This window comes from Streptomyces sp. NPDC006174, assembly GCF_040614075.1.
Classification (GTDB): Bacteria; Actinomycetota; Actinomycetes; order Streptomycetales; family Streptomycetaceae; genus Streptomyces.
This window is the reverse complement of record NZ_JBEXTJ010000004.1, coordinates 178,834-204,377: the sequence shown is the minus strand read 5'-3', so window position 1 is coordinate 204,377 and position 25,544 is coordinate 178,834. Positions and strand designations below refer to the sequence as shown.

Below are 25,544 nucleotides of genomic sequence, written 5' to 3'. Positions count from 1 at the left end.
CGCTCCTCAGGAATCCTTCCAGTCCGGCCGCAGCAGCACCGCCGTGGCGACGATGCCGTCCTCCACCCGCCATGTCCCGTCCAGCACCGGCGGCACGGCCGGATCGGTGCGCAGCAGCCGTGCGGTGAAGCTGCCTTCCGTTGCCTGGTCGTCCTTCCGGTGGAACGTCAGATCCGCCTCGTCGAAGTCCAGCTCGGTCAGGGTCAGCGGATACCAGGTCTTGAAGACGCTCTCCTTGGCGCTGAACAGCAGCCGGTCCCAGTGGATCCCGCCCGCCTCCCCGGACGATGGCGCGGCGAACCGTTCACGCTCCGAGGGACGCACCACCAACTCCCCCACGCCTTCCGGCAGCGGAGCGTGCGGCTCGGCGTCGATGCCGAGCGAGAGCACGTCCGCCGCGCGGGCCAGCGCCGCCGCCCGGTACCCGTCGCAGTGCGTGAGGCTGCCGACGATCCCGTCGGGCCACAGGGGCATGCCGCGCTTGCCGTGGAGTACGGCGACGGGCTCCAGGCCGAGCGGGCGCATGGCCCGCCGTGCGCAGGCCCGCGCGGTCGCGAAGTCGTTGCGTCGTTTGGTCACGCTCCGGGCGATCAGCTCCTCCTCCTCGGGGAAGAGGACTCCGTCCGCCACGCTCTCCTCGCGCGTCGCGGCGCAGGAGACGTCACCGGGCAGCAGCCGCTCGATCACAGGGAACCTCCGGAGGTGGCGTTGCCGGTACGGGCCGGAGGCGCGGACTCCCGTTCGTACGGGAGGATCTGGCGCAGGAGGCCGCGTGGATGGCCTCTCTCTCGCCACTCCCTCGGGTAGCCGATCGAGACCTCCTCGAAGCGCACACCGTCGTACCAGGTCGTACGCGGAATGTGGAGGTGCCCGTAGACGACGGCCGCGACGTTGAAGCGGCGGTGCCAGTCGGCGGTGAGCACGGTGCCGCACCACTGGGCGAACTCCGGATACCACATCACGTCCGTGGGTTCGCGGACCAGTGGCCAGTGCCCGGCGAGGACCAGCGGGATCTCCGGGTCGTGCGCGGCGAGTCTGCGCTCGGTCTCCGCGACCCGGGCCCGGCACCAGTCGTCGCGGGTCGGATAAGGGTCGGAGTCGAGGAGGTACTCGTCGTTGCAGACGATGCCGGACTCGTGGGCGACGGCCAGCGACTCCTCCTTCGTGTGCGTCCCCGGGGCGCGGAAGGTGTAGTCGTACAGGAGGAACAGCGGCGCGATCGCCACCGGTCCCTCGGGGCCCGGCCACAGCGGGAACGGGTCCTCGGGCGTGATCACGCCGAGTTCGCGGCAGAGCTCGACGAGGTGCTCGTACCGGGCCTGGCCGCGCAGCTGGACCGGGTCCTTGTCCAGGGTCCACAGCTCGTGGTTGCCGGGCGTCCAGATCACCTTGGCGAAACGTTCCGCGAGGAGGCCGAGCGCCCACCGTATGTCCTCCGGGCGCTCCGCCACATCGCCGGCGACGATGAGCCAGTCGGCGTCGGAGGCCGGGCGGAGGGACTCCACGATGGGCCGGTTGTCGGTGACCGCCGCGTGCAGGTCGCTCACGGCCAGCAGGCGTCCGGCTCCTCCTGGAGCGGCGGCGGAGCCGGGCGAGGGAACACTGGACGGTGCGGGATCGCTCGGAGCGGTCATGTGCGCTGGTTCCCCGTTCTGTCGGCCGTCGTGCGGCTCCGTCCGCAGGTGCGGGGCCGCTGAAGACGTAGCCTCTCATGTGCCTCTGACACCCGCCCCGGAGTTCGTCCGCAACCTTGTCGTCGATCAGCTGACGTGAGGTCACCGACGTTTTTGGGAACGGTGGTTGTTCAACTCCTCCACCGCGCCGAGCGCGTCACCGACGGTCGTGTAGTCGACGGCGACGAAGTTCACCGGACTGCCGCGCTCCGCCTCGCACTCCCGGGCCCGCTCAAGCAGCCAGTCACGGGAGTTGATCCGGCCCGCGTCCAGTCGGCTGCCGCCTCCGTTTGTGACGAAGTGGTTGAGCAGGAAGAGGCGTTTGCCGGTGTCGCCGCGGTTCGGTTCGCAGGTCATCTCGCCGGGGCTGCGGAAGGCGAACGGGGTCTCCATCCCGTACCGGTAGAAGTTGCGGTACCAGGGCGCCGGGCCGTCCGCCTTCTCGGCGAACACCACCAGCCGCCGGCCGCTGTCGACCATCTCCTCCAGCGTCGGCCACGGTTCGTCGGGGTCCTCGGACGGAGTGTGGAGCAGGTCGTCGAGCCCGGCCCGGCGGAACGCCTCCTCGGTCTCCTCGGCGCCGATGTCGTCCTGGACGATCAGCGTCACGATCTCGGTGGGATGGTCGCGGAGCCAGTCGCCGATGTCCTTCAAGGTAGGTGTCAGTCCGATCGCGCCGGCCCGGCAGACGCTGTGGCAGAGCCAGAGGCCCGCGCGCGGCGGGTTGGCCTTGTCGACGGCGGAGGAGATGAGCCGGCGCTGCTCCGGCGTGAACTCCGGGTTGTCGAGGCGGGCGGCGATGTCCTGCGGGCTCTCCCAGTGGTACGTGTCCAGCATGAGCGCCCGGACGCCGGTGTTGAGCTGGGTCGTGATGTCGGGGTCCTGGAGGGGTCCGATGAACCGGTCGGCGGTGGTGGACATGGCGTTGTGGGCCGTGAGGTGCGCGACCTCGTCGTAGCGGAGCTCGCAGAGTTCGGCGCTGCCCTGGCAGCGGCGGGGCGCGGACGGGCCGAGTACGGGCGGGACGAGCAGCGCGCCGGCCAGCGCGGCGCAGGTGACGCCGGCGGCCACACCGCGTACGGCGGTGGGTGCCGGGAGCGTACGCGGGCGTACGAGGAAGGCCCAGCCGGTGGCGGTGAGGAGGGTGCCGCCGACGAGGGCGGTGAGCGCGGCGGTCAGTCCGGTGGCCACCGCCTGGTCCACGGCGTTGCGCTGGAGGTCCTCGACCAAAGCGGTGACGCTCGGCGGCCAGGAGGCCTCGGTCGCGAGGAAGCGGCCTCCGGTGACCAGCCGGGTGAGCAGGACGGCCGCCGCCGCGAGGATTCCGCCGCAGGCGATCGCCTGGCCCAGCCGCATCAGCCGCCGGGCCGGGGCGCCGGGGCCGGTGGCCCAGAGCGTCGCGAGAGAGGCCAGAGCCAGGACGGTGGCCAGGATCTGGAGGTACGTCAGCCACTGGACCCGCTCGCGCGCCTGCTCCAGGGCGTCCAGGTCGTTGCCCGCCGCCGCCAGGGTCGCGGTGAGGTCCCACGTACCCCCCTGGAGCGTGGTACGCAGGTCGGCGGCGGCGGTCCGTGAACCGTCGGCGAGTGCGGCGGCCGCGGTCGTCGCCAGCGCGGTCGATACGTCGCCGCTGCTCAGGGCCGTTTCGAGTTCGGTGCGCAGCTCCGTCCGGTCCCGCTCGGGCACCAGCCTCAGCAGGGCGTCGGTGGCGCGGGTCGCCTGGTCGCCGGTGAGCGGCAGGGTGGGCAGAGTGGGCGCGCGGCCTTGCCTGAGGGCTTCGAACGAGGTGGTGAGGTCGTCGGTGAACCGGGCGAAGTCCGGTTCCTCCTGGCCCTGGAGGCTTGCGACCAGGTCACCGAAGTAGATCCGGGCGAGGTCGGCGAGGTTCGCCAGCACCGGGTCGATGTCGACGGCGAGCCGCAGTTCGTCGGTGTCACCGCGCAGGTAGCCGGTGAGCGCGAGGATCTGCTGGTCGGTGAGCGAGCGGACCGTCTCCGGCGGCAGGACGACCTTGATGTTGGAGGTCACGAGCGCCTCGGGCACCGGCAGGTGGGCGAGGAGGTCACGGGTGACGGGAGCGATGGCCGGGTCGACGAGCACCTCGCTGTAGAGACGGTCGTACGCCGACTCCTCGTCCAGGACGGACCGGTAGTACTCCGGTGAGAGGACGGTGGCGCGGACCGTCGAGGTGAACGCCACCGTCATCACGCTCAGCGCGGCCAGCACGAACGCCACCACGCGCACCGCCCGGCGGGTCCGGCCCGGGGCCATAGGACCGGGTTCCGGGGGAAAGGAGTACTCCATCGGTGCGGCGCTCACTCACTCAGCCTATGCGGATTATCAGCTTTCATGCATGAATGATGAGATTCGTGCAGTGAGGAGCTCCGCCGTGCACTCCGTCCACCTGGCCGTGCTGATGACGAGTCACAACCGGCGCGCGAGGACCCTGTCGGCGCTGAGTGCCCTGGCGAACCAGCAGGGCCTTCCGGCCCACGCCACGATGGGCGTGCATCTGGTGGACGCGGGCTCCACCGACGGCACTCCGCAGGCCGTCCGGCTCCTCCATCCGTCCGTCGAGGTGATGTCGGTGGGCGCCGACGTCCCCCGTAACCAGGCCATGCGCATCGCCAGCCGCAACAGCCGCAGCGGCGGAGGCGGCGGCGGCTCGCACCGCGGCAGACCGGGCGGCCCGAGCCACCGGTGGACTCACCAGCTCTGGCTCGACGACCGGGTCGAGCTGCTCCCGGACGCCTTGGTCCAGCTCCTCGGCGCGGCGGATGTGGTCGGGGCCGGTGCGGTCGTCGTCGGTGCGGTCCGGGGTGCGGACGGGGCCACGGTGTACTCGGGGCGGCGCGGACGGTCGCTCACGCTGGTGGACCCGGACGGGGAGCGGCCCGAGTCGTGCGATACGTACGACGGCCGGGTGGTGCTGCTCTCGCGGGCCGCGTACGACCTGGTCGGGGATCTCGACAAGGTGTTCCGCCACCGGATGGGCGACTACGACCACGGCTTCCGCGCCCGGCGGGCCGGAGTGCCCGCATTCGTCGCGCCGCGGCCCGTCGGCGTGTGCGCGGAGGGCCCAGGTGTCCCCGGCTCCAGGGAGCCGGGGATCGGGATGCGGGAGGCGCTGCGCCGGGTGACCTCGGTGACGGAGCTGCCGCCGCGCCAGTGGTGGGTGTACTGCCTGCGTCACACCTGGCCGTGGGCGCCGTTCCTGATGGTGTCCCCGTACGCGCGGACGGCGGCCCGGGCCACGCTCGGCCGGTGGCGGGCGTGAGGGATGCGGGCGGGCGTGTTCGGGTCAGCTCCGGTCGGCGGTGAGGCCGACGGCGGGGCGGCCGGTGGGCGGCGGAGGCACGGTGGGGCGGCCGGCGGGCGTCCTGGCCGGTTCGGCGGCCGCCGGTGAGGTGCGGGTCGGTGCTGCGGTTCCGGCCGGTGCGGGGCGCGTCGGCCGTGCGGTCGGTGCTGTCGCTCCGGTGGCCGGGCGGCGGGCGGCGGGCCTGGGCGGAGCTACGTACGCCGGGATCCTGAGCAGCGCGAGGACGGCCAGGGCGCTGCCGGCCGGCGGTACGAGGGCGAGCGCGGGGTGCACCACGTCCGCGTACACCAGCGTGCCGAACACCACCGCCACGCCCGCCCACAGCCCGAGGACCACGGCCGTGCCGGGCACGGTGACCCGGATCCGGCGCAGCCGGTGCCCGATGTGGTCGCCGCAGTCCTGGAGCAGCGGGCGCGAGGCGCGGCGGCGGGAGACCAGGACGAGCGCGGTGTCGGCGAGAGCGACGGTCGCGAGGACGGGCAGCGCGGCCCAGGCGGCGCGCTCCGGCGGGGCCGCCAGGTGGATGAGCACGCCGGAGGAGGCGAGGACGAAGCCGGTGAAGAGGGAGGCGGACGCGCCGGGGCGGATGCGCGCGGGGTGCCAGTTGTGGAGGAGGAAGCCGATGAGGCCCGCGAGGAGGACGGCGGGCAGCAGGGCGAGGTCCGACCGGCCGTCGACGGCGGCGCAGGCGAGCAGGCCGGCGGCGGTGACAGCGCCTACGGTCGCCAGGGCTCCGTCGGAGGTGTCGAGCAGCGCGAAGGCCTGTGTGACGGCGACGATCCAGAGCACGGCGAGAACACCGGCCGCCGGCGACAGACCGGCGAGGCAGACGGCGAGCGTGGCGGCGGCCGTCTGGACCACCACCCGCACCGGCACTCCGAGCGGCCGTACATCGTGGACGAGCCCCAGCACGGCGACGGCCCCGGCCCCGGCCAGCAGTCCGGTGACGGCCCGTCCGGAACCGTCCGCCGCGCCGAGTGCCGTACCGGCGGCGGCAGCCGTGCCGACGCCGAGGACGACCGCCGCGCCGCCCAGTCTCCGTACCACCCCGGCGCGCGAGGGGCGCCCGCCCGGCGCGCGGCCGGCGCCGGAGCGGAGCGCCGTACGGCGGACGCCCTTGGCGAGTACGACCGTGATGAACAGCGCGGCCAGACCGGAGGCGATGATCCCAAGCACGTTCACCTGTCCTGCCTTTCCTCGTTCGTGAACAGCGGCGCGCGGGGCGCCGGGCGACCGGTGGAACACGGCGGCCCGGGCGCTCGTCCGGTTGCGGTGTCGGGGTGACGTAGGACGCCAGTGGAGTGGCGGTCTCCCCAACCTACGGGGCCGATGTCCCTATTCACCCTGAATAACACGAAAAAGGCGGTGATTCCCTGATCTCCTGGCGAAGGACAGAGCCTGATGCCCGGGCCCCTCAGGCCGCGGCGGCCTCCCGGGTGTCCCGTCCGTCCACGTACGTCGTCACGATCTCGATGTCGCCGATCCGTCCGACGTCCACCCGGTGCGGGTCGTCGCCGAGGACCACCAAGTCGGCGTGCTTGCCCGGCGAAAGCGTGCCGGCCACCTCGTCCCAGCGGCAGGCGTGGGCGCCGGCGACCGTGTAGGCGCGTACGGCTTCCGCGGTGCCGATCGCCTCGTCGCCGCCGATGAGCCGGCCGGAGGTGGAAGCCCGTTCGGCCATGAACTGGATGGCCCGCAGCGGTGAACCGTCGGTGACCGGCCGGTCGGAGGAGCCGACGAGGGTGACGCCGTGGTCCAGGAACCCGCGGCCGCGGTACATCCAGCCGGCCCGCCGCTCCCCCATCACCGTCGCGTAGTCGTCGCCGAAGTACCGCAGGAAGTTGGGCTGGACCACCGCGCTCACGCCGAGCGCGGCGAAGCGCGGCAGTTGGTCGGGGCGGATCAGTCCGGCGTGTTCGATGCGGTGGCGCGCGTCCGGCCGGGGCTTCAGCTTCTGGGCCTGTTCCAGGGCGTCGAGCGCGAGGTCGGCGGCGCGGTCGCCGATCGCGTGGACGGCGAGCTGCCAGCCGGCGAGGTGGCCTTCCACGATGAGCCGGGTCAGCCGCTCGGGATCGTCCTGGAACCGGCCGGTGTTGCCGTCCGTTCCTTCGTACGGGGAGGTGAGCGCGGCCGTGCGGGCCATCATGCCTCCGTCGGTGTAGATCTTCAACGCGCCCAGCGAGAGCCAGTCGTCGCCGAATCCGGTGCGCAGCCCGAGGTCCAGCGCCTGGGTGAAGCCGTCGTCGGCGTGGGCCGCGCGGGTACGGAGGGTGTCGCCGGACGCCATGAGCTGGACGCGCAGAGGCAGTCGGCCCCGGTCGCGGAGGAGTTGGTAGGCGCCGAGTTCGACGGGGCTGTGGCCGAGCAGCCCGCCGCCGATGCCGGCCTCGGCGCAGGCCGTGATCCCCTCGGCGAGGCAGCCTCGGGCGGCGTGCTCGATCGCGTCGGCCAGCTCCTCCTGGGAGTACGGCAGCCGCAGCCGTCGGGCGGCGGTCATGGCGCTCTCGGCGAGGAAGCCCTCCTCGTGCTCCACCTCGGCCGGCAGCAGGTCCAGGACCGCGCTGTTGACGACGCAGGCGTGTCCGGAGTCGTGCATCAGGAAGACCTTGCGGCCGTGGCTGACCCGGTCCAGTTCGGCGGCGGTCAGGTGGCGGCCCAGCGCCCGTTGGTCGTAACCGGCGACATCCAGCCAGGCGCCGGGAGGTGCGGGACGGCGGGCGGCCTCGTCGACGGCGGCGAGGATGTCCTCGGCCCGCTCGCACGGGGCGACGCTCGGCGTACGGGCCTTCAACCCGGCCCAGGCCAGGTGGACATGGCTGTCGATGAAGCCGGGCAGCACGGTGGCGCCCTGGAGGTCGACCACCTCGCGGGCCGGGAGTGAGGTCACCGCCTCGTCCACTCCGACGATCCGGCCCCGCCAGATTCCCAGGTCACGGGCGACCGGACGGTGCGGGTCGAGCGTGAGGAAGCGGGCGTTCGTCAGCCTCGTACAGAGCATGGGAGGTCCCTCCCCGTCGCGGTCGGACCCACGGCGCGCGGCCGGAGAGCGGGCCGGGCCAAGCTAGCCCGCGCGGCCTCGCCTGTCGACGTGAGGGTGCGTTTCCGGCCGACCTGACCTCTCAACCCCGCTGTGAATCATGGGCCGTTGTGCTCTTAGGTAAGGCTTGCTTTACTGAGTCGCCGGTCATCGCTCTTCCAAGGAGGCACCTCCATGCGGGTCGTCATGTTCGGTTACCAGACCTGGGGGCACCGCACCCTGCAAGCGCTGCTGGACTCCGAGCACGACGTGGTGACCGTCGTGACGCACCCGAAGAGCGAGCACGCCTACGAGAAGATCTGGAGCGACTCGGTGGCCGACCTGGCGGAGAAGCACGGGATCCCCGTGATCATCCGCAACCGGCCGGACGCTGAACTGGTGGACCGCCTCGAGGAGGTGGCCCCGGACATCATCGTCGCCAACAACTGGCGGACGTGGATGCCGCCGGAGATCTACAACCTGCCGGTCCACGGCACGCTGAACATCCACGACTCCCTGCTGCCGGCCTACGCGGGATTCTCGCCGCTGATCTGGGCGCTCATCAACGGCGAACCGGAGGTCGGCGTCACCGCCCATCTGATGGACGAGGAGCTGGACGCGGGAGACATCGTCGTCCAGCGTTCGGTAGCTGTCGGTCCGACGGACACCACCACCGACCTCTTCCACCGTACGGTCGACCTCATCGCCCCGGTCACCACCGAGGCGCTGGGCCTGATCGCCTCGGGGCGGACCGAGTTCACACCGCAGGACCGCTCGAAGGCCAGCTTCTTCCACAAGCGGGCCGAGGAGGACATCCGTATCGACTGGAACTGGCCGGCCGAGGACCTGGAGCGCCTGATCCGCGCCCAGTCCGCTCCTTACCCGAGCGCCTTCACCTTCCACAAGGGACAGCGGCTCGACGTGCTCTCCGCTGTCGTGTCCGAGGGCCGCTACGGCGGGACCCCGGGCCGGATCTTCTACCGCGAGGGCGACGGCGTCGTGATCGTCGCCGGAGCCGACGCCCGAACCGGCCGCAACCACGGTCTGGCCATCACCCGCGTACGGACCGAGGACGGCCGGGAACTTCCCGCGACCGAGTACTTCACCTCGATGGGCGGCTATCTCACCGGCCGCCCCTGACGATCGGGACACCCATGCGTACCGCACGTGCCCGGCACTACCTCATGTGCCGGCCCACCTACTTCGACGTGGTCTACTCCATCAACCCGTGGATGGACCCGAAGAAGCCTGTCGACACTCCGCTGGCCATCGCCCAGTGGGAGCGACTGCGCGAGGTCTACCTGAGCCTCGGGCACACCGTCGACACCATCGAACCCGTCCGCGGTCTCCCCGACATGGTCTTCGCCGCCAACGGCGCCACCGTCGTCGACGGGCGCGCCCTCGTGGCCCGCTTCCGGGACGCCGAACGGATCGCCGAGGGTCCGGCGTACCACGACTGGCTGCGCGACCACGGCTTCCCGGAGGCGCGCACCGCGAGCGTCGTCAACGAGGGCGAAGGCGACCATCTGCTCGTGGGCGACCTGCTGCTCGCCGGTACGGGCTTCCGCAGCGATCCGCGTTCCCATGACGAGGCCCAGGAGTTCTTCGGCCGCCCGGTGATCGGGCTGACACTGGTGGACCCCGACTACTACCACCTGGACACCGCTCTCACGGTGCTCAACGAGAAAACGGTCGCCTACTACCCGGGCGCCTTCTCGCCCGGCAGCCTCGCCGTGCTGCGACGGCTCTTCCCGGACGCCGTGATCGCCTCGGCGGAGGACGCGGCGGTGTTCGGGCTCAACGCCACGTCGGACGGGCTGAACGTGGTCCTGCCGCAGAACGCCACCGCTCTCGCCGACCAGCTCCGCGACCGCGGCTTCCGCCCGGTCGGCGTGGACCTCTCCGAACTCCTCAAGGCGGGCGGCAGCGTGAAGTGCTGCACGCTGGAGCTCCGGCCGGCGCGCTGATCCACCACTTCCGATGCCCTCGTCCCGGTCGACGGCCGGGACGAGGGCATCGCGGTGGCCCTCGCCCAGGGGGTGTCCGGCGGATCAGGGCCGGATGGGCCGCGGCGTCCGGTGTGGTGCATCGCAAGGCGCTGGAACGTCCTCATCGCGGAGCGATCCGGGCGTTTCGGCAACGCCGCGGGGGATGGGGCCTCCCCTGCTCGAGCGCAGCCGAGAGCTTGGGGAAGTGCCAGACGCCGCGGGCCTGGCTCTGGTCCGCCGGGCACGCCCTAACCGACGTTGACCATCCAGGTGATGCCGAACCGGTCCACGAGCGCGCCCGCCTCGTCACCCCATGCCTGCTTCTCCAGCGGCATGGTCACCGCGCCGCCGACGGACAAGCTGTCGAAGTGTCTGCGGAGTTCGGCGCCGTCGCCACCGAGGTAGAGCGCCACATCGCCGCCCGCGTGGTGCGGCATCCCCTCCGGCACGTCCCAGGCCATCAGCGTGTATCCGTCCGGCGTGTCGAGCCGGGCGTGCATGACCTTGTCGGCGCGGGACGAATCCGGTGAACCGAAATCGGCGACCGTGCCCAACTCCAGCTCGCCGCCGAAGACTTCCCTGTAGAACGCCATCGCCTGACGCGCGTTCCCGTTGAAACCGATGTACGGGTTGAGTCGGGACCCCATCCGCTGCTCCTTCGTGTGTGCGGACCTGCCGGACGGCCCTGGCGGCCCGTGTGTGCGGGACCTGCCGCCGGTCGGAACGCCTTGAGCCTCGCAGCGATTCACGACACCTCATGTCATGTATTCCTTTAGGGTTTTCGGATGCGTGCCGATCGGCTGGTCTCCCTGGTCCTACTGCTGCGCCAGCGCGGCCGGCTCTCGGCGACCGCGCTGGCGCGCGAGCTGGAGGTGTCGCCTCGCACCGTGCTGCGCGACATCGAGGCGCTGTCCGCGGCCGGCGTCCCGGTCCACGCCGAGCGCGGGCGGCACGGCGGTTTCGCGCTGCTGCCCGGCTTCCGGACCGAGCTCACCGGGCTGAACCACGACGAGGCGCTTGCGCTGCTGGTCGCCGGATCGCGGCGCGGCGCGCAGGCGTTCGGCCTCGGCTCGGCGCTCGCCTCGGCCATGCTCAAGGTGGTCGACGCGCTGCCCGCGAGCCATCGGGACACCGCGGCCGGTGTGGCCGAGCGGCTGCTCATCGACCCGGAGACCGACCTGCTCTCGCGCCGGCTGACCACCGATGAGGTACCGGCCCCGGTTGCGGCCGAGGTCCGGCGCGCGGTCCTCGCCGGACACAAGCTGCGCATCCGGTACGCGGCGGTGGACCGGGCGCCACGGTGGCGCACCGTGGACCCGATCGGCCTGGTCACCGTCCGGGAGCAGGGGTACCTGCTGGCCACGCGCTCCGGTGAGGACCGTACGTACCGCCTCTCCCGGATCCTGGCGGCCGAGGAGCTCGCCGAGCCCGCGCAACGGCCGGACCGGGTCGATCTGGACCGGGCCTGGCAGGAGCGCGGCGTACGGTTCCGGACCGGCGGCGACCAGGTCACCGCGCTGGTACGCGTGGAGGCGGCGCGGCGGGAGGAGTTGGCGGGCACGGCGGTGGCCGTCCTCACCGAGGAGGCCGAGGCGGACGGCCGGCTGCGGCTGGAGGTGACCTTCCAGGACGCGCGGCACGCCGAGTGGGCGCTGTGGAAGCTCGCCACGGAGGCGGAGGCCCTGGAACCGCGGTGGCTGCGTACCGCGCTGCGTGAACGCGCCACCGCGCTCGCCTCGCGCTACGGAGCGTCCTCCTGAACGACCGGACCGGCCGCCGGCGTACTCACGGGTGGTGCGGGCCGTTCAGCGGTGCCAGCTCACGGCTGAACCGGAGGACGCTCTCGATGGACCGAGGGTCGTCGGCGCCGCGGAACAGCCGTACGGGCCGGGCTTCGGACCCGATGAGCAGGCCGGTCTTCCCGTCGAGAGAGGCGTCTGTGGCGGCGAAGAGGGACGACCGGGCGGCCACGGAGGCGGGTCCGGAGGTGCCGCGTGCGAAGGCGCGGCGGACCAGCGGCCACAGCAGGCGCAGCGGCGGAGAGACGATCCTCGGTGACGTCATCGTGCCGTTGGTCATGTCGGTGGCGGCGCCGCCGGGGTCGGCGGCGAAGACCGCCACTCCGGTGCCTTGGAGGCGCTCGGCCAGGTGCACGGTGTAGGCGAGGTTGGCGAGCTTGGCCCGGCCGTACCAGTGGAAGCCGTAGTAGCCGCCCGGAGGTTCGACGGCGTCGAAGGTGCGCTTGGCGTTCCTGATCGCGGCGGAGGAGACGTTGACGATCCGGCTCGGCGCGTCCGCCCGCAGCCGGTCGAGCAGCAGCTCGGTCAGCAGGTACGGCGAGAGGTGGTTCACGGCGAACGACGCCTCGATCCCGTCGACGGTCCGCTGCCGGTCGGCGAACATCGCGCCGACGTTGTTGACCAGCACTCCCAGCGGCCCTTCGTCCGCCAACTGCGCGGCCAGCTCGCGTACCTGGCCGAGCGACGCCAGGTCGGCGGCCACGAAGCGCGGTGCGCCTCCGGTCGCGACCGCCGCCATCTCCTGGACCGCCTTCGCGCCGCGCTCGGCGTTGCGGCCGACCACCGTGACGGCGAAGCCCCGCTGCGCGAGTCCCTTCGCGGTCTCCAGGCCGATCCCTCCGGTCCCCGCTGTCACCACTGCCCGCCGGTTCATCGGCACTCCTCCACCCACGCCACAAACGGATGACTATCCGTTTCTATGGGCGCACGCTACCACGAACGGATAGCTATCCGTTTAGTGCGAGGGGCGGCCGAGATTCCGAGGCTTCTCGCCACCACCGGATGCGGGTTTCGCAGGATGTGCCGCCGTCAGCGCGGCGGGTGCAGGCCCTCGAGCAGAAGGTCGAGGTAGAGATCCCGGACGTCGCCGCTTCCGGAGCGCACCGCGTGGGCTACGCCGCAGAGCAGGCGGCGTACGTCGTCGGCCTCGATGGAGCCGCGGACCGCACCGGTCCGCCGGACGCCATCCAGCAGACCGGTGACCGCCCGGTCGAGCTCGGCCTTCATCTCTGAGGTCGGCGCGTCGGCCTCGCCCGCGGACTCCAGCACGGCCGCGAAGTCGGGGTCGTCCAGCATGCGGTCGAGCGTGAAGCGCAGGAGCCGGCGCAGGCCGGCGTGCGGGTCCGGGACGGCGGCAGCGGCCCGCGCCTCGGCGACCAGCTCCCGGAAGCGTTCCGTGGAGAGCGCCTCGACCAGGGCATGGCGGTTGGGGAAGTGCCGGTAGACCGTGCCGACACCCACGCCGGCGAGCCGGGCGACGGCGTTGAGTTGAAGGGAGTTGTCACCGGCGGCCACCTGCTCGCGGGCGGCCTGGAGGATGCGGACGCGATTGCGGGCCGCATCGGCCCTCAGCCCCTTCTCCTGCCCCGCTCTCGGTGTCACCAGGACAGCATAGGCAGAGCCGACGGCTGGACCTCCGGTGCATCGGTCACCCAGGCAGCGCGCGACCGCCGACCGCCCGGCAGATCCCGCTCGTCACCGCGACCCTCCCGGGATCAGCACGCTCTGCACCGCCGGCCCGACGAGCGCGGTCAACTGCTCGCGCTCCGCGCCACTGAGCGTAGGGACGCCGACGACACCACGGCCCACCACGAGGCCGACGAGCATCGACGACACGATGCCGACCCGGAGCGTCACGTCCTCGTCCGGTACGCGCGACGCGAGAGCGTCCACGAACAGCCGTTCCTGGAGGAACTCACGGAGTTGCTCGTTGGCACCGTCGTTGGCGATGGCGCCACGGAGCATCGCCATGAGCGGCTCCGAGCTCTGCACGTCCCGCTCCCACACGTCGAAGAAGGCGCGGACCACCCGTTCACCGAGGCCGGCTTCGAGCCCGGCACCCGGACGCTGGAGGCGGGCTTCCGCATCGCTCCGCCGTTCAAGCCGCTGCCCGTCGACATCGTCTTCGACAAGGACGTTCCGGTCACCCTGCGGGATGGCGTGACGATCCACGTGGACCTCTTCCGGCCCGCCGGGGCCGAGCGGGTGCCGGTCATCGTGGCGTGGAGCCCGTACGGGAAGGGCCAGGGGACGTCCGCCAGCGTGATGGGCCTCTTCGGCATGGTCGGGCTGGACAACGCGGTCGTCTCGGGCCTCGCGAAGTTCGAGGGTCCGGACCCGGCGTACTGGTGCGCGCAGGGCTACGCGATCTGCAACCCGGACATCCGGGGCGTGGTGGATTCGGAGGGCGACAGTGTCCTGTGGGACCGGCAGGAGGGCCGGGACTGCTACGACCTGATCGAGTGGCTGGGCGTCCAGGACTGGTGCACCGGCAAGGTCGCGATGAGCGGTACGTCGTATCTCGCGGTCTCGCAGTGGTTCACCGCCGCCGAGCAGCCTCCGCACCTGGCGGCGATCAACCCGTGGGAAGGCGTGAGCGATGTCTACCGCGACCTGGTGATGCGCGGCGGGATGCCGGACAACGGGTTCGCCGAGCAGCTCCAGAACAACAGCTTCTGGGGCAAGGGCCAGCGGGAGGACATCCTCGCCGAGGCGGAGCGCCACCCGCTGATGAACGAGCTGTGGGAGAACAAGATCCCGCGGTTCGAGAAGATCGACGTGCCCGCCTATGTCGTCGCCAGCTACTCCAACAGCTTGCACACCGCCGGCACCTTCCGCGCCTGGCGGCGGATGGCGTCCGAGGACAAGTGGCTGCGCGTCCACAACAGCCAGGAGTGGCCCGACTACTACGACGCCGCCAACACGGAGGACCTGCGCCGGTTCTTCGACCACTTCCTCAAGGGCGAGGAGAACGGCTGGGAGCGGACACCACGGGTGCGCTACTCCCTCCTCGACCTCCACGGCGGCGACCGGGTGAACGTTCCGGCGGAGGAGTTCCCGCCGGCGGACGTCACGCCGGTGCGGTACTACCTCGACGGACTGACGCGGAGCCTGGCGACGACAGCACCCGGCGTCGGGGCGGCGGCGGACTACACCGTCGGAACCGACCTCGACCTGGTGTCCTTCGTGACCCGCTTCGACCAGGAGACCGTGCTCGTCGGATACCCGAAGGCCCACCTGTGGGTCGAGGCGGAGGGCGCGGACGACATGGACCTCTTCCTCCTCGTCCAGAAGCTCGACGCGTACGGCACACCTCTCCAGGCCTTCACCGTGCCGAACCGGAACGCGCGGGTGCACGACGTCACCGAGCGCGGCACGTCGATCCTGCGGTACAAGGGCTCGGACGGACGGCTGCGCGTCTCGATGCGCCACCTGGACGAGAAGCTGTCCACCGAGGACGTCCCGGCGCACAGCTTCGACCGGGTGGAGAAGCTCTCTCCCGGCGAGGTCGTGGAGGTGGAGATCGATCTGCTCCCGCTCGGACTCACCTTCCATCCGGGCGAGCAGCTGCGCCTCGTCGTCAGCAGCCGCTCCCCGCTCGGCACGATGATGCCCGGAAACCGTCCGTACACCACGCCTCACGGTGGACGCCACATCGTCCACACCGGCGGCGACCGGGCCTCGTACCTCCAGCTGCCGGTCAAGCCCGCCTGACCGGCGTGCTGCTCGCGCGACCCGGTCGGTCGCTGCCCTGGAGCCACTCCGAGGTCTCCGCGTAGAAGGCCGCCGTCGCGGTCGCCCAGCAGGGACTCGTCGGGCATCCGCCGGTCGGCCGCGGGTTCGGGGTCGGTGAGCAGGAGGAGCGTGTGCAGCGTCGCGGCCTCGGTCCCCATCCGCAGCGTCTCGAACGGGGCCGGTCCGCCGCCGAAGTCCGGGACCTCTCGGGTCATGGTGCGGGCCAGTTCGCGGCCGGTGGTGACGGCCCAGGCGACAGGTCCGGGACCGAGGCGTTCGGTCGCCTCGGCGAGGCCCTGCGGAGAACTGGCGGGCGGTGGCGGCGGTTCCGCCGGGTCGGGCGCGAGCAGGAAGATCCAGTCCGACGGGGAGCCGTCCCGGTGAGCCGCCATGGCACCCTCCTTGCCGTCGTCGGAGCGGTGTGCGCCCGGAGCGCCGAGCCGGTCGCGACTACACCGCCGTGGCGGGGTCCTTCGCGATGACCGTGCGCAGCGCCTGCGAGGTGCGGTCGATGTGCCGGGCGAGCAGTGCCGTCGCGGCGTCGGCGTGCCGGCGCAGCACGGCGTCGACGATCTCCTGGTGCTCGGCGGCCACATCACGTTCGGTGTCGTGGCCGACCGGCCGTGACCAGCGCCGGTACAGCGTGGCCTCCTTCCTCAGCCCGGTGGCCACGGCCAGCGGCCGGGCGTTGCCGCACGCGGCGAGCAGGGTCTGGTGGAACTGCTCGTGGACCGTGAACCACTCGCTGTCGAGCGTGCCGTCCGGCCGTACGGCAACGGTGCCGGCCAGGTGGTGGTGGGCGGCGACCACGGACGCCTCCCACCGGAGGTCGCCGCGCTCCATCGAGCGGCGCAGGACCAGGGTCTCCACCTCGGTCCGGGCGTCGGTCAGCTCGTCGAGGTCGCGCAAGGAAATGGTGACCACGCTGAAGCCCTGCTGCGGTACGGCCTTGACGAGGCCCTGCTCCGAGAGACGGGTCAGGGCCTCGCGGACGACCGACTGGCTCACCGCGAAGCGCTGGGCCAGCTCGACCAGACGCAGCCGCTGTCCAGGCGCGAGTGACCCCTGGAAGATCTCCTCGCGGATCCGGGCGTGCACGATGCCGCCTCTTGTCGCCTACTCACCAGCAGTGACCGCAGAACATAGCAGCCGAACGGACGACAACCTCCTCGATGATCGCTAATCCGCGCCTTTCCGGGTGCCGGTGGCGGCCACTGCGATCTCGTAAATCGTAATGAACCAACATAATAAGGATGACCAGGGTCTCGAAGAGTTGGTGAGGGCCAGCGTGGACACCTTCACAGGCAACGACAACGGCACCCATGAGTTCAGCGGCACGCTGATGGACCTCGTGGCCGCGCTGATCGACGATCTCGGGACGGTCAGGCAGTGGTCCTGCGCCGCCGCGCGGCTGCTCGGCCGGCCCGCCGACGAGGTGTGCGGCCGGCCCGCGACGGAGCTGTTCGCCGGCAGCGCGGACGACGCCCTTCCCGACGACGGCGCGAGCGCGCTGCTGCGTGACGGCGACGGCCGAGGCCTCGCCGTCCGGTGCCGGATGCTGCCGCTGCGCGGAACCGCCCACCGACTGCTGCTCGCCGTCCCCGTCGACCGTGCCGAGGCGTCCGAAGGTGAGGCGGCGGCTCTGGTGCGCGCCCTGCTCGTACGGGAGCGGATCGGCGTCGAGGTGCGGGATGCCGGTCTGCGGCTGATGCACGGCAACTTCACGGCGGCCGGGATGCTGGGGCTGCCGACGGACGGCGCCTCGGCCGGCGTGCTGGAGGGGCCCGACGCCGCGGCCGCGGCCGGGCTCGGCGCCGTACTGGAGGCCGGGACCGTGCCGGGCGACGAGGCCCGGCCGGAGCCCGACCCGTCCGGACCGGCACCCTGTCACCTCTTCACGGTGGCCGCTGTACGCACCACGGACCGCGACGGGCGGTCCTCGGGCGTCACGGTGCTGCTGACGGACGCGGCGGCGCAGTGGCGCGCCACCCAGCGGCTCCGGGTGCGGCACCGGGCCGCCGTCACCATCGGCCTCTCCCTGGACGTGCACCGCACCGCTCAGGACGTGGCCGATGTGCTGGTGCCCGACTTCGCGGATCTGGTGGCGATCGACCTCGCCGAGTCCGTCCTGGTGGGCAACGAGCCGTCCAAGGTGTTCGGCGCCGGCGACCTGCACCTGCGCCGGGTGGCCGTACGCGGCACCGACGGCTGGCCCGCCGGGCTCCTCAGCCCCGGCGAGGTGTTCCCCACGCTGCCGGACCGGCCCACCATCCGCAGCCTCCAGGAAGGACGGACGGTCATCGCCGACCGCGCGCTCCTGGACCGGGCGATCGGCGACGGCCCGACGCGGCGGATGCTGATCCCCGAGAACGGCCGCTCCCTGGCCGTCGCCCCGCTCTACGCCCGAGGCCTGGTGCTGGGAGTCATCGGAGTGTGGCGCACGGACCGCTACGAGCCCTTCGACGAGCACGACGCGGATCTGCTGACGGAGATCGCCGCGCACGCCGCGCTCAGCATCGACAACGCTCGCCGGTACGACCGGGAGCACCGCGCCGCCGTGACCTTGCAGCAGAGCCTCCTGCCCGCCGCCGCCACCCGCACCCCGGCACTGGACGCCGTGGGCCGGTACCTGCCGGCGGCGGGCGGCGCGGAGATCGGCGGCGACTGGTTCGACGTACTGCCCCTGCCGTCGCTCCGGGTCGCGATGGCCGTCGGCGACGTGCGAGGCCACGGACTGCACGCCGCGGCCACCATGGGGCGGCTGCGCACCGCCGTACAGACGCTGGGCGATCTGGAGCTGGCCCCGGACGAGCTGCTCACCCGGCTGGACGAACTGGTGGCCCGGCTCGCGGCCGAAGCGAGTCCCACCGAGCGCGACTCGGTGGGAGCCACCTGCCTGGTCGCGCTCTACGACCCGGTGACGCGGCGGTGCACCTTCGCCAGCGCCGGCCATCCGCCGCCGGTCGTGGTCGCGCCGGACGGGACCGCGCGCTCCGTCCCCGTACCGCCGGGACCGCCTCTGGGCGTCGGCGGGCTGCCGTTCGAGACGGCCTCGGTCGAGCTGGCCCCGGACAGCTGGATCGCGCTGTACACCGACGGGCTGCTCTGCGGGCAGGACGGTGACATGGACGCGGATGTGGACCGGCTCGCCGTGCGCATCGCCGAGCTGCACCGGTCGGGAAGCCCGCTGAAGGAGGCCTGCGACTCCCTGACGGCCGAACAGGCACGACGGCCCGCCTCCGACGACACCGCGCTGCTCCTCGCCCGCATCCGGCCGCTGCGTCCCGACGCCGTCGCCGAGTGGGAGTTCCCGGCCGACCCCGCCACGGTCGCCGAGGCCCGCGCGGCGGCCTCCGCCAAACTCACGGAGTGGGGTCTGGAGCTGCTCGACTTCTCGGTCGAACTGATCGTCAGCGAGCTGGTGACCAACGCGGTGCGCTACGCCGGCGGCCCGATCGGTCTGCGCCTCATCCACGACACCCTCCTGTACTGCGAGGTCAGTGACCCCAGCAACACCCAGCCGAGGCTGCGCCGCGCCGCTCTCGGAGACGAAGGAGGCCGCGGCCTCTTCCTCGTGGCGCAGCTGAGCAGCCGCTGGGGCAGCCGGTACGGGCAGTCGGGCAAGACGATCTGGGCCGAGCTGGAGACGGGCCCGACGTGAGGATCCGGCCTCGGGCCGCACAGCCCTCTCCACGACAACCCAAGCAATGACCACCCAGATCCTCGTCCGCGTGCACCTCGCCCCGCGCCTGCGGCAGACCTCCTCGGAGCCGGGCCGCGCAGGCTAGGCGAGGTGGTCCTCGGCTCCCCCGGCCAGGAGTCCTCCGAGCGGTCCATCTCGACGTTGGGGGCCCGTCCCTGAGCCTCGTCGGATGGGCAAGACTGGCCCCATGAGAGACATCGTTTTCACGCGCCTGAGCGGCTGGATCCCGAACGTGATCCGCGAGGACGGTGAGCTGAAGCTGACGCTGGGTGCCGGGGCCGACGCCAACCACGATCCGCGCACGTTCACGTTCCCGATCAAGGAAGCCCACCATGTGGTGATCCAGGAGGATCTGGCCAGACACCTGCTGCTGTGGAGTGCGGTCCTTCCGCTGTGCGACGCCGCCGGAACCCGGGGCAAGCTCGATGAGAGCGCCGCCGTCGCGCTCCTGGACCCGATCCTCCTCTCCGCGCCCGAGGACGTCGACGCGCTCTTCCGGCGCATCCCGTGGGACCGAGGCCGGCTCATCGCCCACGGGGCCGGCATCGATCTGCTGGAGCGCGGTCAGGTCTGCGCGGCGATGCGCACGGCGACCGAGACGTCCGACGCGAAGCGAGCACAGGAGTACCACGCGCGCCGCCGCCGCGCCGATCGCGGAGTCGTCCTCGGTCCGCTCGACGCCGCGATTCTGCGGTACACGGGCCAGTACCTGCACGGCGCGACGATTCCGAGGCGGACGCCCGACGCCGTCGACCCCGCGCTGCTGCCCGAGGTCGTACGGGTGGTCGCCACCGCCGAGCAGGCGTGCGCCGGGATGCGGATCAGCCGGGATCCACGGCGAGGAAAGCGCGCCACGGACAAGCGCGACTGGGACCGGATGGCGGCGGCGGTGGAAACCGCCGTGCGCCGCGCACACGCCGAGCTCGCCGATGACGCGGTGCGTTCCGTGAGCTTCCTGATGTGCTCGGAGGCCGCGGACCGCTCCAAGAACGCGCCCATGGAGGATGACGAGGCGGGTGGAGGCGGAAGTGCGAGGAAGACGGCTCTCTCCTTCACCGACGACAAGGGCGTCGAGAAGAAGTGGCGCCAGGGCGGTCCCCGTACCGCCACCGCGGAGTTCTGGGAGTTCGTCGGCGATCGCTCCGCCGCGGACAACGAGGTGTTCACCATCGAGGACGAGGAGATGGGCGAAGGGATCCAGCTCCACTTCTACGCGGACTCCATCGCCCGGGTCACCACGGTACGAAAGGGTCGTGGCGGGTCGGATCCGGAGTACCGGGTCGAGTACAGCCTCGTCGACGGGATCGGCGGGTACCGGAAGCTGGTGAGCACCTTCGTCCTCGGCGGCTGCGCCGCACTCGGACAGCACGGCCCCTGGATGACGGATGTCGCCGAGTTCGAGCGCGCGCGCCGACGGCGCGACGCCAAGTAGTCCCGCCCGGCCTCGCGTCGCCCGGGCGACGCGTTCAGGCGCCGGCCTGGAGGCGCAGCCCCGCCAGGGTCAGGTCCAGCGCGGCGCGGAACTGCTCGATGTCGTCGTGCCCGTCGAACTCGTCGACGATCTCGTGCACGAACGGGAAGTCGGCGGCATCGAGCTCCCGCCACGTCGCGGCGAAGCGGCCGAGGAACTCGTCACGGCCGAGGGCACCGTCGAGAACCTCCTGAGGCGGTTCCTGACCCAGGTCCACCGCCGATCCGACGACGACCGTCGTGATCGCCGAGACGGCGTGGAACCGCTGGCGCGCGGTGAGCTTCAGCCGCAGGGTCGGCTGCCCCAGCTTCTCGTACAGGCGCAGGGCGTTGCCCTGGACGTCCGTGTTGCGCATGAAGTAGTTCCCGAGCCAGGGCCGCACCAGGATCGCGTCGAACAGGGTCAGTGACATCGCGCGCAGGTCGTCGATCGGGTCGTCGCCGGGCTCGATCGCCTCGATCTCGGCGAGGACGCCGCCGATGACGTGATCGGTGGCGCGGTCGAGCAGCTCGTCCTTGCTCGCGACGTACCAGTAGATGCTGGCCACGCCACCTCCGAGGCGCTGCGCGAGCGCGCGGAACGTCAGCGCCGAGGGGCCTGCCTCATCCAGAAGTGCCACCGCCTCGGTGAGCACGGACTCCATCGAGTGCGAAGCCCGGCGGCGGCCGCCCGCGGCGGCGCGGTTCTGGTGGCGCGGCATGACCTCTGTCCCTTCGTTTGCATCTCTATCGAACGCTGTTCTATCGTACCTCATGGAACACCGTTCGATAGTCGAGCGGCGTTCGATAGAAAGGAGCGCCGCCATGACGACCGCGATACTCAAACCCCCCGCCTCCCGCACCTATCCCTCCCTGCGCGCCGCGTGGATCCCGCTGGCCGCTCTCTGCCTGGCCTTCTTCGTTGAGATGGTCGACAACACCCTGCTGTCGATCGCGCTGCCCACCATCGGGCGCGACCTCGGCGGCGGGACCACCGCACTGCAGTGGGTCACCGGCGCGTACTCACTGACCTTCGGCGGCCTGCTGCTCACCGCCGGCTCCATGGCCGACCGGCTCGGCCGCCGCCGCGTCCTGCTCGTCGGGCTGACCGTGTTCGGCGCGCTGAGCCTGTGCGCCGTCTGGGTCACCACCGCGGGCGAGCTCATCGCCCTGCGCGCCCTGCTCGGCATCGCCGCCGCGGCGATGGCCCCGATCACGAACTCGCTGGTGTTCCGCCTCTTCGACGACAAGGCGCTGCGGATGCGCGCCATGACGGTGATGATCGTCGTCGGCATGTCCGGCTTCATCCTCGGACCGCTGATCGGCGGCACGGCCCTGGCCCATGTGCGCTGGGAGTGGCTGCTCGTCGTCAACGCCCCGATCGCGGTGATCGCCTGGATCGGGGTCCGCCTCGGCGTCTCGGCCGACCGGCCCGAGGACCTGACCCGCGACCGGCTCGACGTGCCGGGCGCCGCGCTGAGCGTCGCCACCATCGGGCTCGCCTGCTACGCGCTGACCAGCGGCGTCGAGAACGGCTGGCTCTCCGTCCTCACCATCGGTTCGGTCGTGGGCGCGGCCGTCGCCGCGACCGCCTTCGTCCGCCACGAGCGCCGCAGCCCGGCACCCATGCTGGACCTGCGCCTGTTCTCCGACGGCACGGTCCGCGGCGCCGCCGTGGCGCAGATCGGTACCTCCATCGCGATGGCCGGCGTGATGTTCGGACTCATCCTCCACTTCCAGTACGCGTACGGCTGGAGCCCCGTACGGGCCGGCCTCGCCAACCTGCCGCTGATCGTGACCATGCTGCTCGCGACGCCGGTGTCCGAGGGACTGGCCCGCCGCTACGGCCACCGCGTCGCCTGCCTGGTGGGCGCGGCCTGCCTGGCCGTCGCACTGGCGGGACTGTCCTGGGGTGTCGAGCACGGCTACCTCGTCATCGCGCTCTGCATGGTGATCATGACGATCGGACTGCGGACCGTCATGACGATCTGCGCGGTCGCGCTCGTCGACGCGATGCCGGCCAACCGCACGTCCATGGGCACCGCGCTCAACGACACCGCGCAGGAGGTCGGCACCAGCGTCGGCACCGCCGCGGTCGGCACGCTGATCGCCGCGCTGGTCACCACCCAGCTCCCGGCCGGCGTGTGGAGCAGCGACCTCGTCGCCTCCTTCTTCCACGGCGAGCGGATCGCCTACGCCGTACTCGCCGTCGCCGTCGGCGTGATCGCGACGGTCGGCGCGCTCAGCCTCACGAACTCCCGCAGCGTGGAGGAGGCAGCGCCCGCGGAGGCCGCCTGACCGTGCACGGGCGTAGGGGTGTCTTGCCTATCCGCTCCTGATAGGCAAGACACCCCTAGGACACCGCCTGGCCCTTGCCGAGAGCGATGACGCCGTTGCGCGAAACGGTGTAGAGCTTACGGTCCCGTTCGGGGTTGACGCCTATCGTCGCCCCGGGCGGGACGTCGACGTTCTTGTCGAGGATCGCGTTGCGCACGACCGCTCCCCTGCCGACGCGCACGCCGTGGTGCAGCACGGAGCCCTGGACCACCGCGCCCTGCTCGACGATCACACCGGGCGAGAGCACCGACCCGGTGACCTGGCCACGGATCACGCAGCCCGGGCTGACGATCGACTCGCCGGCGATGCCTCCGGAGACGAAGCGGGCCGGGGCCTGGTGGTCCGCGTGGGTGTACATGGGCCAGCGTCGGTTGTAGAGGCTGAACAGCGGCTGCTCGGAGATGAGGTCCATGTGGGCCTCGTAGTAACTGTCCAGAGAACCCACGTCCCGCCAGTACCCGTGCTCGCGCCGGGTCTCGCCCGGTACGTGGTTGTCGTCGAAGTCGTAGACGTGCGCGGCCCCGCGCTCGGTGAGCATGGGCAGGATGGACCCGCCCATGTCGTGGACGGAGTCGTCGTCCTCGGCGTCCTGGTGGAGGGCGTCGACGAGAACCTTCGTGGAGAAGAGGTAGTTGCCCATCGAGGCGAAGACCTTGGTCGGGTCGTCGGGCAGGCCCGGTGGGTCGGAGGGCTTCTCCAGGAAGCGTTCCACGCGTGAGCCGTCGGAGGCCGGGGTGATGACGCCGAAGGCGGAGGCTTCCGCACGGGGCACCTTGATGCCGGCGACGGTGACGCCGGCGCCGCTCTCGATGTGCCGCTCCAGCATCTGGCGTGCGTCCATGCGGTAGACGTGGTCGGCTCCGAACACGGCTATGTAGTCCGGCTGTTCGTCGTGGACGAGGTTGAGCGACTGCAGGATGGCGTCCGCGCTGCCGAGGTACCAGCGCGGGCCGAGGCGCTGCTGGGCCGGGACCGGCGTGACGTAGTTGCCGAGCAGGCTGGACATCCGCCAGGTGGTGGTCACATGGCGGTCCAGCGAGTGCGACTTGTACTGGGTGAGGACGCAGATCCTCGTGATGTCGGCGTTGACGAGGTTCGACAGGACGAAGTCGACCAGCCGGTAGGTCCCGCCGAAGGTCACCGCTGGCTTCGCCCGGTCGGCCGTCAGCGGCATCAGCCGTTTACCCTCTCCTCCCGCAAGGACGATCCCGAGCACCGAAGGTCCAGCGCGCATGGCCACTCCCCCTCCTGAAACACCGAACCGTTCTCGGCTACACCTTTTTGACGGTCTCCTCGTACACCTCGAGAGTCCGCCGGGCGACCATGTCCCAGCCGAACTCCCGCACCGCACGTTCGCGGCCCGCCTCGCCCATCCGCCGGGCCGCCGGACGGTCGGCGAGCACCTGGCCGATCGCTTCGGCGAGATCCGCCTCGAACCGGGCCGGCTCGTCGGCCTCGTACGGTACGAGCAATCCCGTGTCGCCGTCGGAGACGACCTCGGGGATGCCGCCGACCGCGGAGGCGACCACTGCCGTGCCGCAGGCCATCGCTTCGAGATTGACGATGCCCAGCGGCTCGTACACGGAAGGGCAGACGAACACGGCGGCTCTGCTGAGGAGTTGGATGACGTCGGGGCGCGGAAGCATGTCCGGGATCCAGTGGACCCCGTCGCGCGAGCCCTTGAGTTCGCCGACGAGTTCGCGGAACTCGGCCTCGATCTCCGGGGTGTCGGGCGCGCCCGCGCAGAGCACCAGCTGTGCGGAGGGGTCCAGGCGGTGGGCGGCGCGCAGCAGGTGCGGGACACCCTTCTGGCGCGTGATGCGGCCGACGAACAGGACGAAGGGGCGGTCCGGATCGACGCCCAGGCGGCGCAGTACGTCGACTCCGGGGACGGGCCGGTACAGGCGGGTGTCGATGCCGTTGTGGACGACCCTGACCCGGTCGGGATCCAGCTGCGGGTAGCAGCCGAGGATGTCGGCGCGCATTCCGTGCGAGACGGCGATCACCGCGTCGGCGGACTCCACGGCGGTGCGCTCGGCCCAGCTGGACAGCGCGTAGCCGCCGCCGAGCTGTTCGGCCTTCCAGGGCCGCAGAGGCTCCAGCGAATGGGCGGTCATCACATGCGGGATGCCGTAGAGCAGTCCGGCGAGGTGGCCCGCGAGGTTGGCGTACCAGGTGTGCGAGTGGACGAGGTCGCGGCCTTCGAGCGCGGCGGCGATGGACAGGTCCACGGAGAAGGCGCGCAGCGCGTCGTTGGCACCGTCCAGCTCCCGGCCGGGCCGGTGCCGGACCAGCCCGTCCGAGGCCCCCTCGCCCCAGGAGTGGACCTGCAGATCGGTGAGCGCGCGTAACTCCCGTGCCAGGAACTCGACATGGACACCGGCGCCGCCGTAGACGTCCGGCGGGTACTCACGGCTCAGCAGTCCCACCTTCACGCCGGTCCCCCTCATGTCGACGATGACTCTCTTCCCTTGATGGCCACTCACATGCCTCTGCGGGGAAGAACACGGCGGCGCGCGGTCCCT

22 protein-coding genes are annotated in these 25,544 nt (G+C 71.7%); 8 read left to right on the top strand and 14 right to left on the bottom strand.

Going from position 1 to position 25,544, the window contains the following annotated elements; translation table 11 throughout:
* Positions 1-6 precede the first annotated feature (6 nt).
* From ABZ267_RS10900 to ABZ267_RS10890, 3 genes are all read right to left on the bottom strand, one after another.
* On the bottom strand, positions 7-687 hold the full coding sequence (locus tag ABZ267_RS10900) for a 4'-phosphopantetheinyl transferase superfamily protein (RefSeq protein WP_356756618.1): 681 nt from the start codon (positions 685-687) through the stop codon (positions 7-9).
* On the bottom strand, positions 684-1,634 hold the full coding sequence (locus tag ABZ267_RS10895; protein WP_356756620.1) for a metallophosphoesterase: 951 nt from the start codon (positions 1,632-1,634) through the stop codon (positions 684-686). The genes ABZ267_RS10900 and ABZ267_RS10895 overlap by 4 nt, the downstream gene beginning before the upstream one ends.
* Positions 1,635-1,775: 141 nt before the next feature.
* Positions 1,776-3,944 (bottom strand): hypothetical protein, encoded by a 2,169-nt coding sequence (locus ABZ267_RS10890; protein ID WP_356756657.1) that lies wholly within the window; start codon positions 3,942-3,944, stop codon positions 1,776-1,778.
* Positions 3,945-4,062: 118 nt separating this feature from the next.
* Here ABZ267_RS10890 and ABZ267_RS10885 point away from each other — a divergent pair, with 118 nt between their 5' ends.
* Entirely contained in the window at positions 4,063-4,950 is an 888-nt protein-coding gene (locus ABZ267_RS10885) for a glycosyltransferase family 2 protein (protein ID WP_356756622.1), read from the top strand.
* Between the two features lie 24 nt (positions 4,951-4,974).
* Here the strand turns inward: ABZ267_RS10885 and ABZ267_RS10880 are convergent, their stop codons facing one another.
* Both ABZ267_RS10880 and ABZ267_RS10875 read right to left on the bottom strand, forming a co-directional pair.
* Positions 4,975-6,174, bottom strand: coding sequence for an undecaprenyl/decaprenyl-phosphate alpha-N-acetylglucosaminyl 1-phosphate transferase (locus ABZ267_RS10880; RefSeq protein ID WP_356756624.1), 1,200 nt, complete (start codon positions 6,172-6,174; stop codon positions 4,975-4,977).
* Between the two features lie 232 nt (positions 6,175-6,406).
* Positions 6,407-7,990, bottom strand: coding sequence for an amidohydrolase (locus tag ABZ267_RS10875; protein ID WP_356756626.1), 1,584 nt, complete (start codon positions 7,988-7,990; stop codon positions 6,407-6,409).
* Positions 7,991-8,203: 213 nt separating this feature from the next.
* Here ABZ267_RS10875 and ABZ267_RS10870 point away from each other — a divergent pair, with 213 nt between their 5' ends.
* Together ABZ267_RS10870 and ddaH are read left to right on the top strand one after the other, a co-directional pair.
* Complete coding sequence (locus ABZ267_RS10870; RefSeq protein WP_356756628.1) at positions 8,204-9,148, top strand: methionyl-tRNA formyltransferase; 945 nt, start codon at positions 8,204-8,206, stop codon at positions 9,146-9,148.
* Positions 9,149-9,162: 14 nt separating this feature from the next.
* On the top strand, positions 9,163-9,975 hold the full coding sequence (gene ddaH, locus ABZ267_RS10865; protein ID WP_356756629.1) for a dimethylargininase: 813 nt from the start codon (positions 9,163-9,165) through the stop codon (positions 9,973-9,975).
* Between the two features lie 269 nt (positions 9,976-10,244).
* Here the strand turns inward: ddaH and ABZ267_RS10860 are convergent, their stop codons facing one another.
* Positions 10,245-10,643 carry a VOC family protein gene (locus ABZ267_RS10860; protein WP_356756631.1) on the bottom strand — a complete coding sequence of 133 codons (399 nt, stop codon included), beginning with the start codon at positions 10,641-10,643 and terminating at the stop codon, positions 10,245-10,247.
* A gap of 138 nt (positions 10,644-10,781) precedes the next feature.
* Here ABZ267_RS10860 and ABZ267_RS10855 point away from each other — a divergent pair, with 138 nt between their 5' ends.
* Positions 10,782-11,756, top strand: coding sequence for a WYL domain-containing protein (locus ABZ267_RS10855; protein WP_356756633.1), 975 nt, complete (start codon positions 10,782-10,784; stop codon positions 11,754-11,756).
* Positions 11,757-11,781: 25 nt separating this feature from the next.
* Here the strand turns inward: ABZ267_RS10855 and ABZ267_RS10850 are convergent, their stop codons facing one another.
* The 3 genes from ABZ267_RS10850 to ABZ267_RS10840 all read right to left on the bottom strand — a co-directional run bounded on the left by ABZ267_RS10850 (position 11,782) and on the right by ABZ267_RS10840 (position 13,967).
* Positions 11,782-12,669, bottom strand: coding sequence for an SDR family NAD(P)-dependent oxidoreductase (locus tag ABZ267_RS10850; protein ID WP_356756635.1), 888 nt, complete (start codon positions 12,667-12,669; stop codon positions 11,782-11,784).
* 155 nt (positions 12,670-12,824) lie between these two features.
* The gene (locus ABZ267_RS10845) at positions 12,825-13,397 is read right to left on the bottom strand and encodes a TetR family transcriptional regulator (protein WP_356756637.1); all 573 of its coding nucleotides are present in this window, start codon (positions 13,395-13,397) and stop codon (positions 12,825-12,827) included.
* Positions 13,398-13,490: 93 nt separating this feature from the next.
* Positions 13,491-13,967, bottom strand: a complete 477-nt coding sequence (locus ABZ267_RS10840) for a hypothetical protein (RefSeq protein WP_356756639.1) — start codon at positions 13,965-13,967, stop codon at positions 13,491-13,493.
* Between ABZ267_RS10840 and ABZ267_RS10835 the strand changes: the two genes are divergently transcribed.
* Positions 13,956-15,509 (top strand): CocE/NonD family hydrolase, encoded by a 1,554-nt coding sequence (locus ABZ267_RS10835; protein WP_356756641.1) that lies wholly within the window; start codon positions 13,956-13,958, stop codon positions 15,507-15,509. The genes ABZ267_RS10840 and ABZ267_RS10835 overlap by 12 nt on opposite strands.
* Here the strand turns inward: ABZ267_RS10835 and ABZ267_RS10830 are convergent.
* Together ABZ267_RS10830 and ABZ267_RS10825 are read right to left on the bottom strand one after the other, a co-directional pair.
* A complete protein-coding gene (locus ABZ267_RS10830) occupies positions 15,434-15,922 on the bottom strand; it encodes a hypothetical protein (protein WP_356756643.1) in 489 nt (162 codons plus the stop codon). The genes ABZ267_RS10835 and ABZ267_RS10830 overlap by 76 nt on opposite strands.
* Before the next feature lie 58 nt (positions 15,923-15,980).
* Complete coding sequence (locus tag ABZ267_RS10825) at positions 15,981-16,628, bottom strand: GntR family transcriptional regulator (protein ID WP_356756645.1); 648 nt, start codon at positions 16,626-16,628, stop codon at positions 15,981-15,983.
* A 190-nt stretch (positions 16,629-16,818) separates the two neighbouring features.
* On the opposite strand from ABZ267_RS10825, the gene ABZ267_RS10820 reads away from it, so the two are divergent.
* Together ABZ267_RS10820 and ABZ267_RS10815 are read left to right on the top strand one after the other, a co-directional pair.
* The gene (locus tag ABZ267_RS10820; RefSeq protein WP_356756647.1) at positions 16,819-19,191 is read left to right on the top strand and encodes a SpoIIE family protein phosphatase; all 2,373 of its coding nucleotides are present in this window, start codon (positions 16,819-16,821) and stop codon (positions 19,189-19,191) included.
* A gap of 229 nt (positions 19,192-19,420) precedes the next feature.
* Positions 19,421-20,665 carry a DUF6357 family protein gene (locus ABZ267_RS10815; RefSeq protein ID WP_356756649.1) on the top strand — a complete coding sequence of 415 codons (1,245 nt, stop codon included), beginning with the start codon at positions 19,421-19,423 and terminating at the stop codon, positions 20,663-20,665.
* Positions 20,666-20,699: 34 nt separating this feature from the next.
* On the opposite strand, the gene ABZ267_RS10810 is transcribed toward ABZ267_RS10815, so the two are convergent.
* Positions 20,700-21,347 (bottom strand): TetR/AcrR family transcriptional regulator, encoded by a 648-nt coding sequence (locus tag ABZ267_RS10810; RefSeq protein ID WP_356756659.1) that lies wholly within the window; start codon positions 21,345-21,347, stop codon positions 20,700-20,702.
* 160 nt (positions 21,348-21,507) lie between these two features.
* On the opposite strand from ABZ267_RS10810, the gene ABZ267_RS10805 reads away from it, so the two are divergent.
* Positions 21,508-22,980, top strand: coding sequence for an MFS transporter (locus ABZ267_RS10805; protein WP_356756651.1), 1,473 nt, complete (start codon positions 21,508-21,510; stop codon positions 22,978-22,980).
* A gap of 55 nt (positions 22,981-23,035) precedes the next feature.
* Here the strand turns inward: ABZ267_RS10805 and glgC are convergent, their stop codons facing one another.
* Entirely contained in the window at positions 23,036-24,253 is a 1,218-nt protein-coding gene (gene glgC / locus ABZ267_RS10800; RefSeq protein WP_356756653.1) for a glucose-1-phosphate adenylyltransferase, read from the bottom strand.
* A gap of 37 nt (positions 24,254-24,290) precedes the next feature.
* Positions 24,291-25,454, bottom strand: a complete 1,164-nt coding sequence (gene glgA, locus ABZ267_RS10795) for a glycogen synthase (protein WP_356756655.1) — start codon at positions 25,452-25,454, stop codon at positions 24,291-24,293.
* Positions 25,455-25,544: the final 90 nt, after the last annotated feature.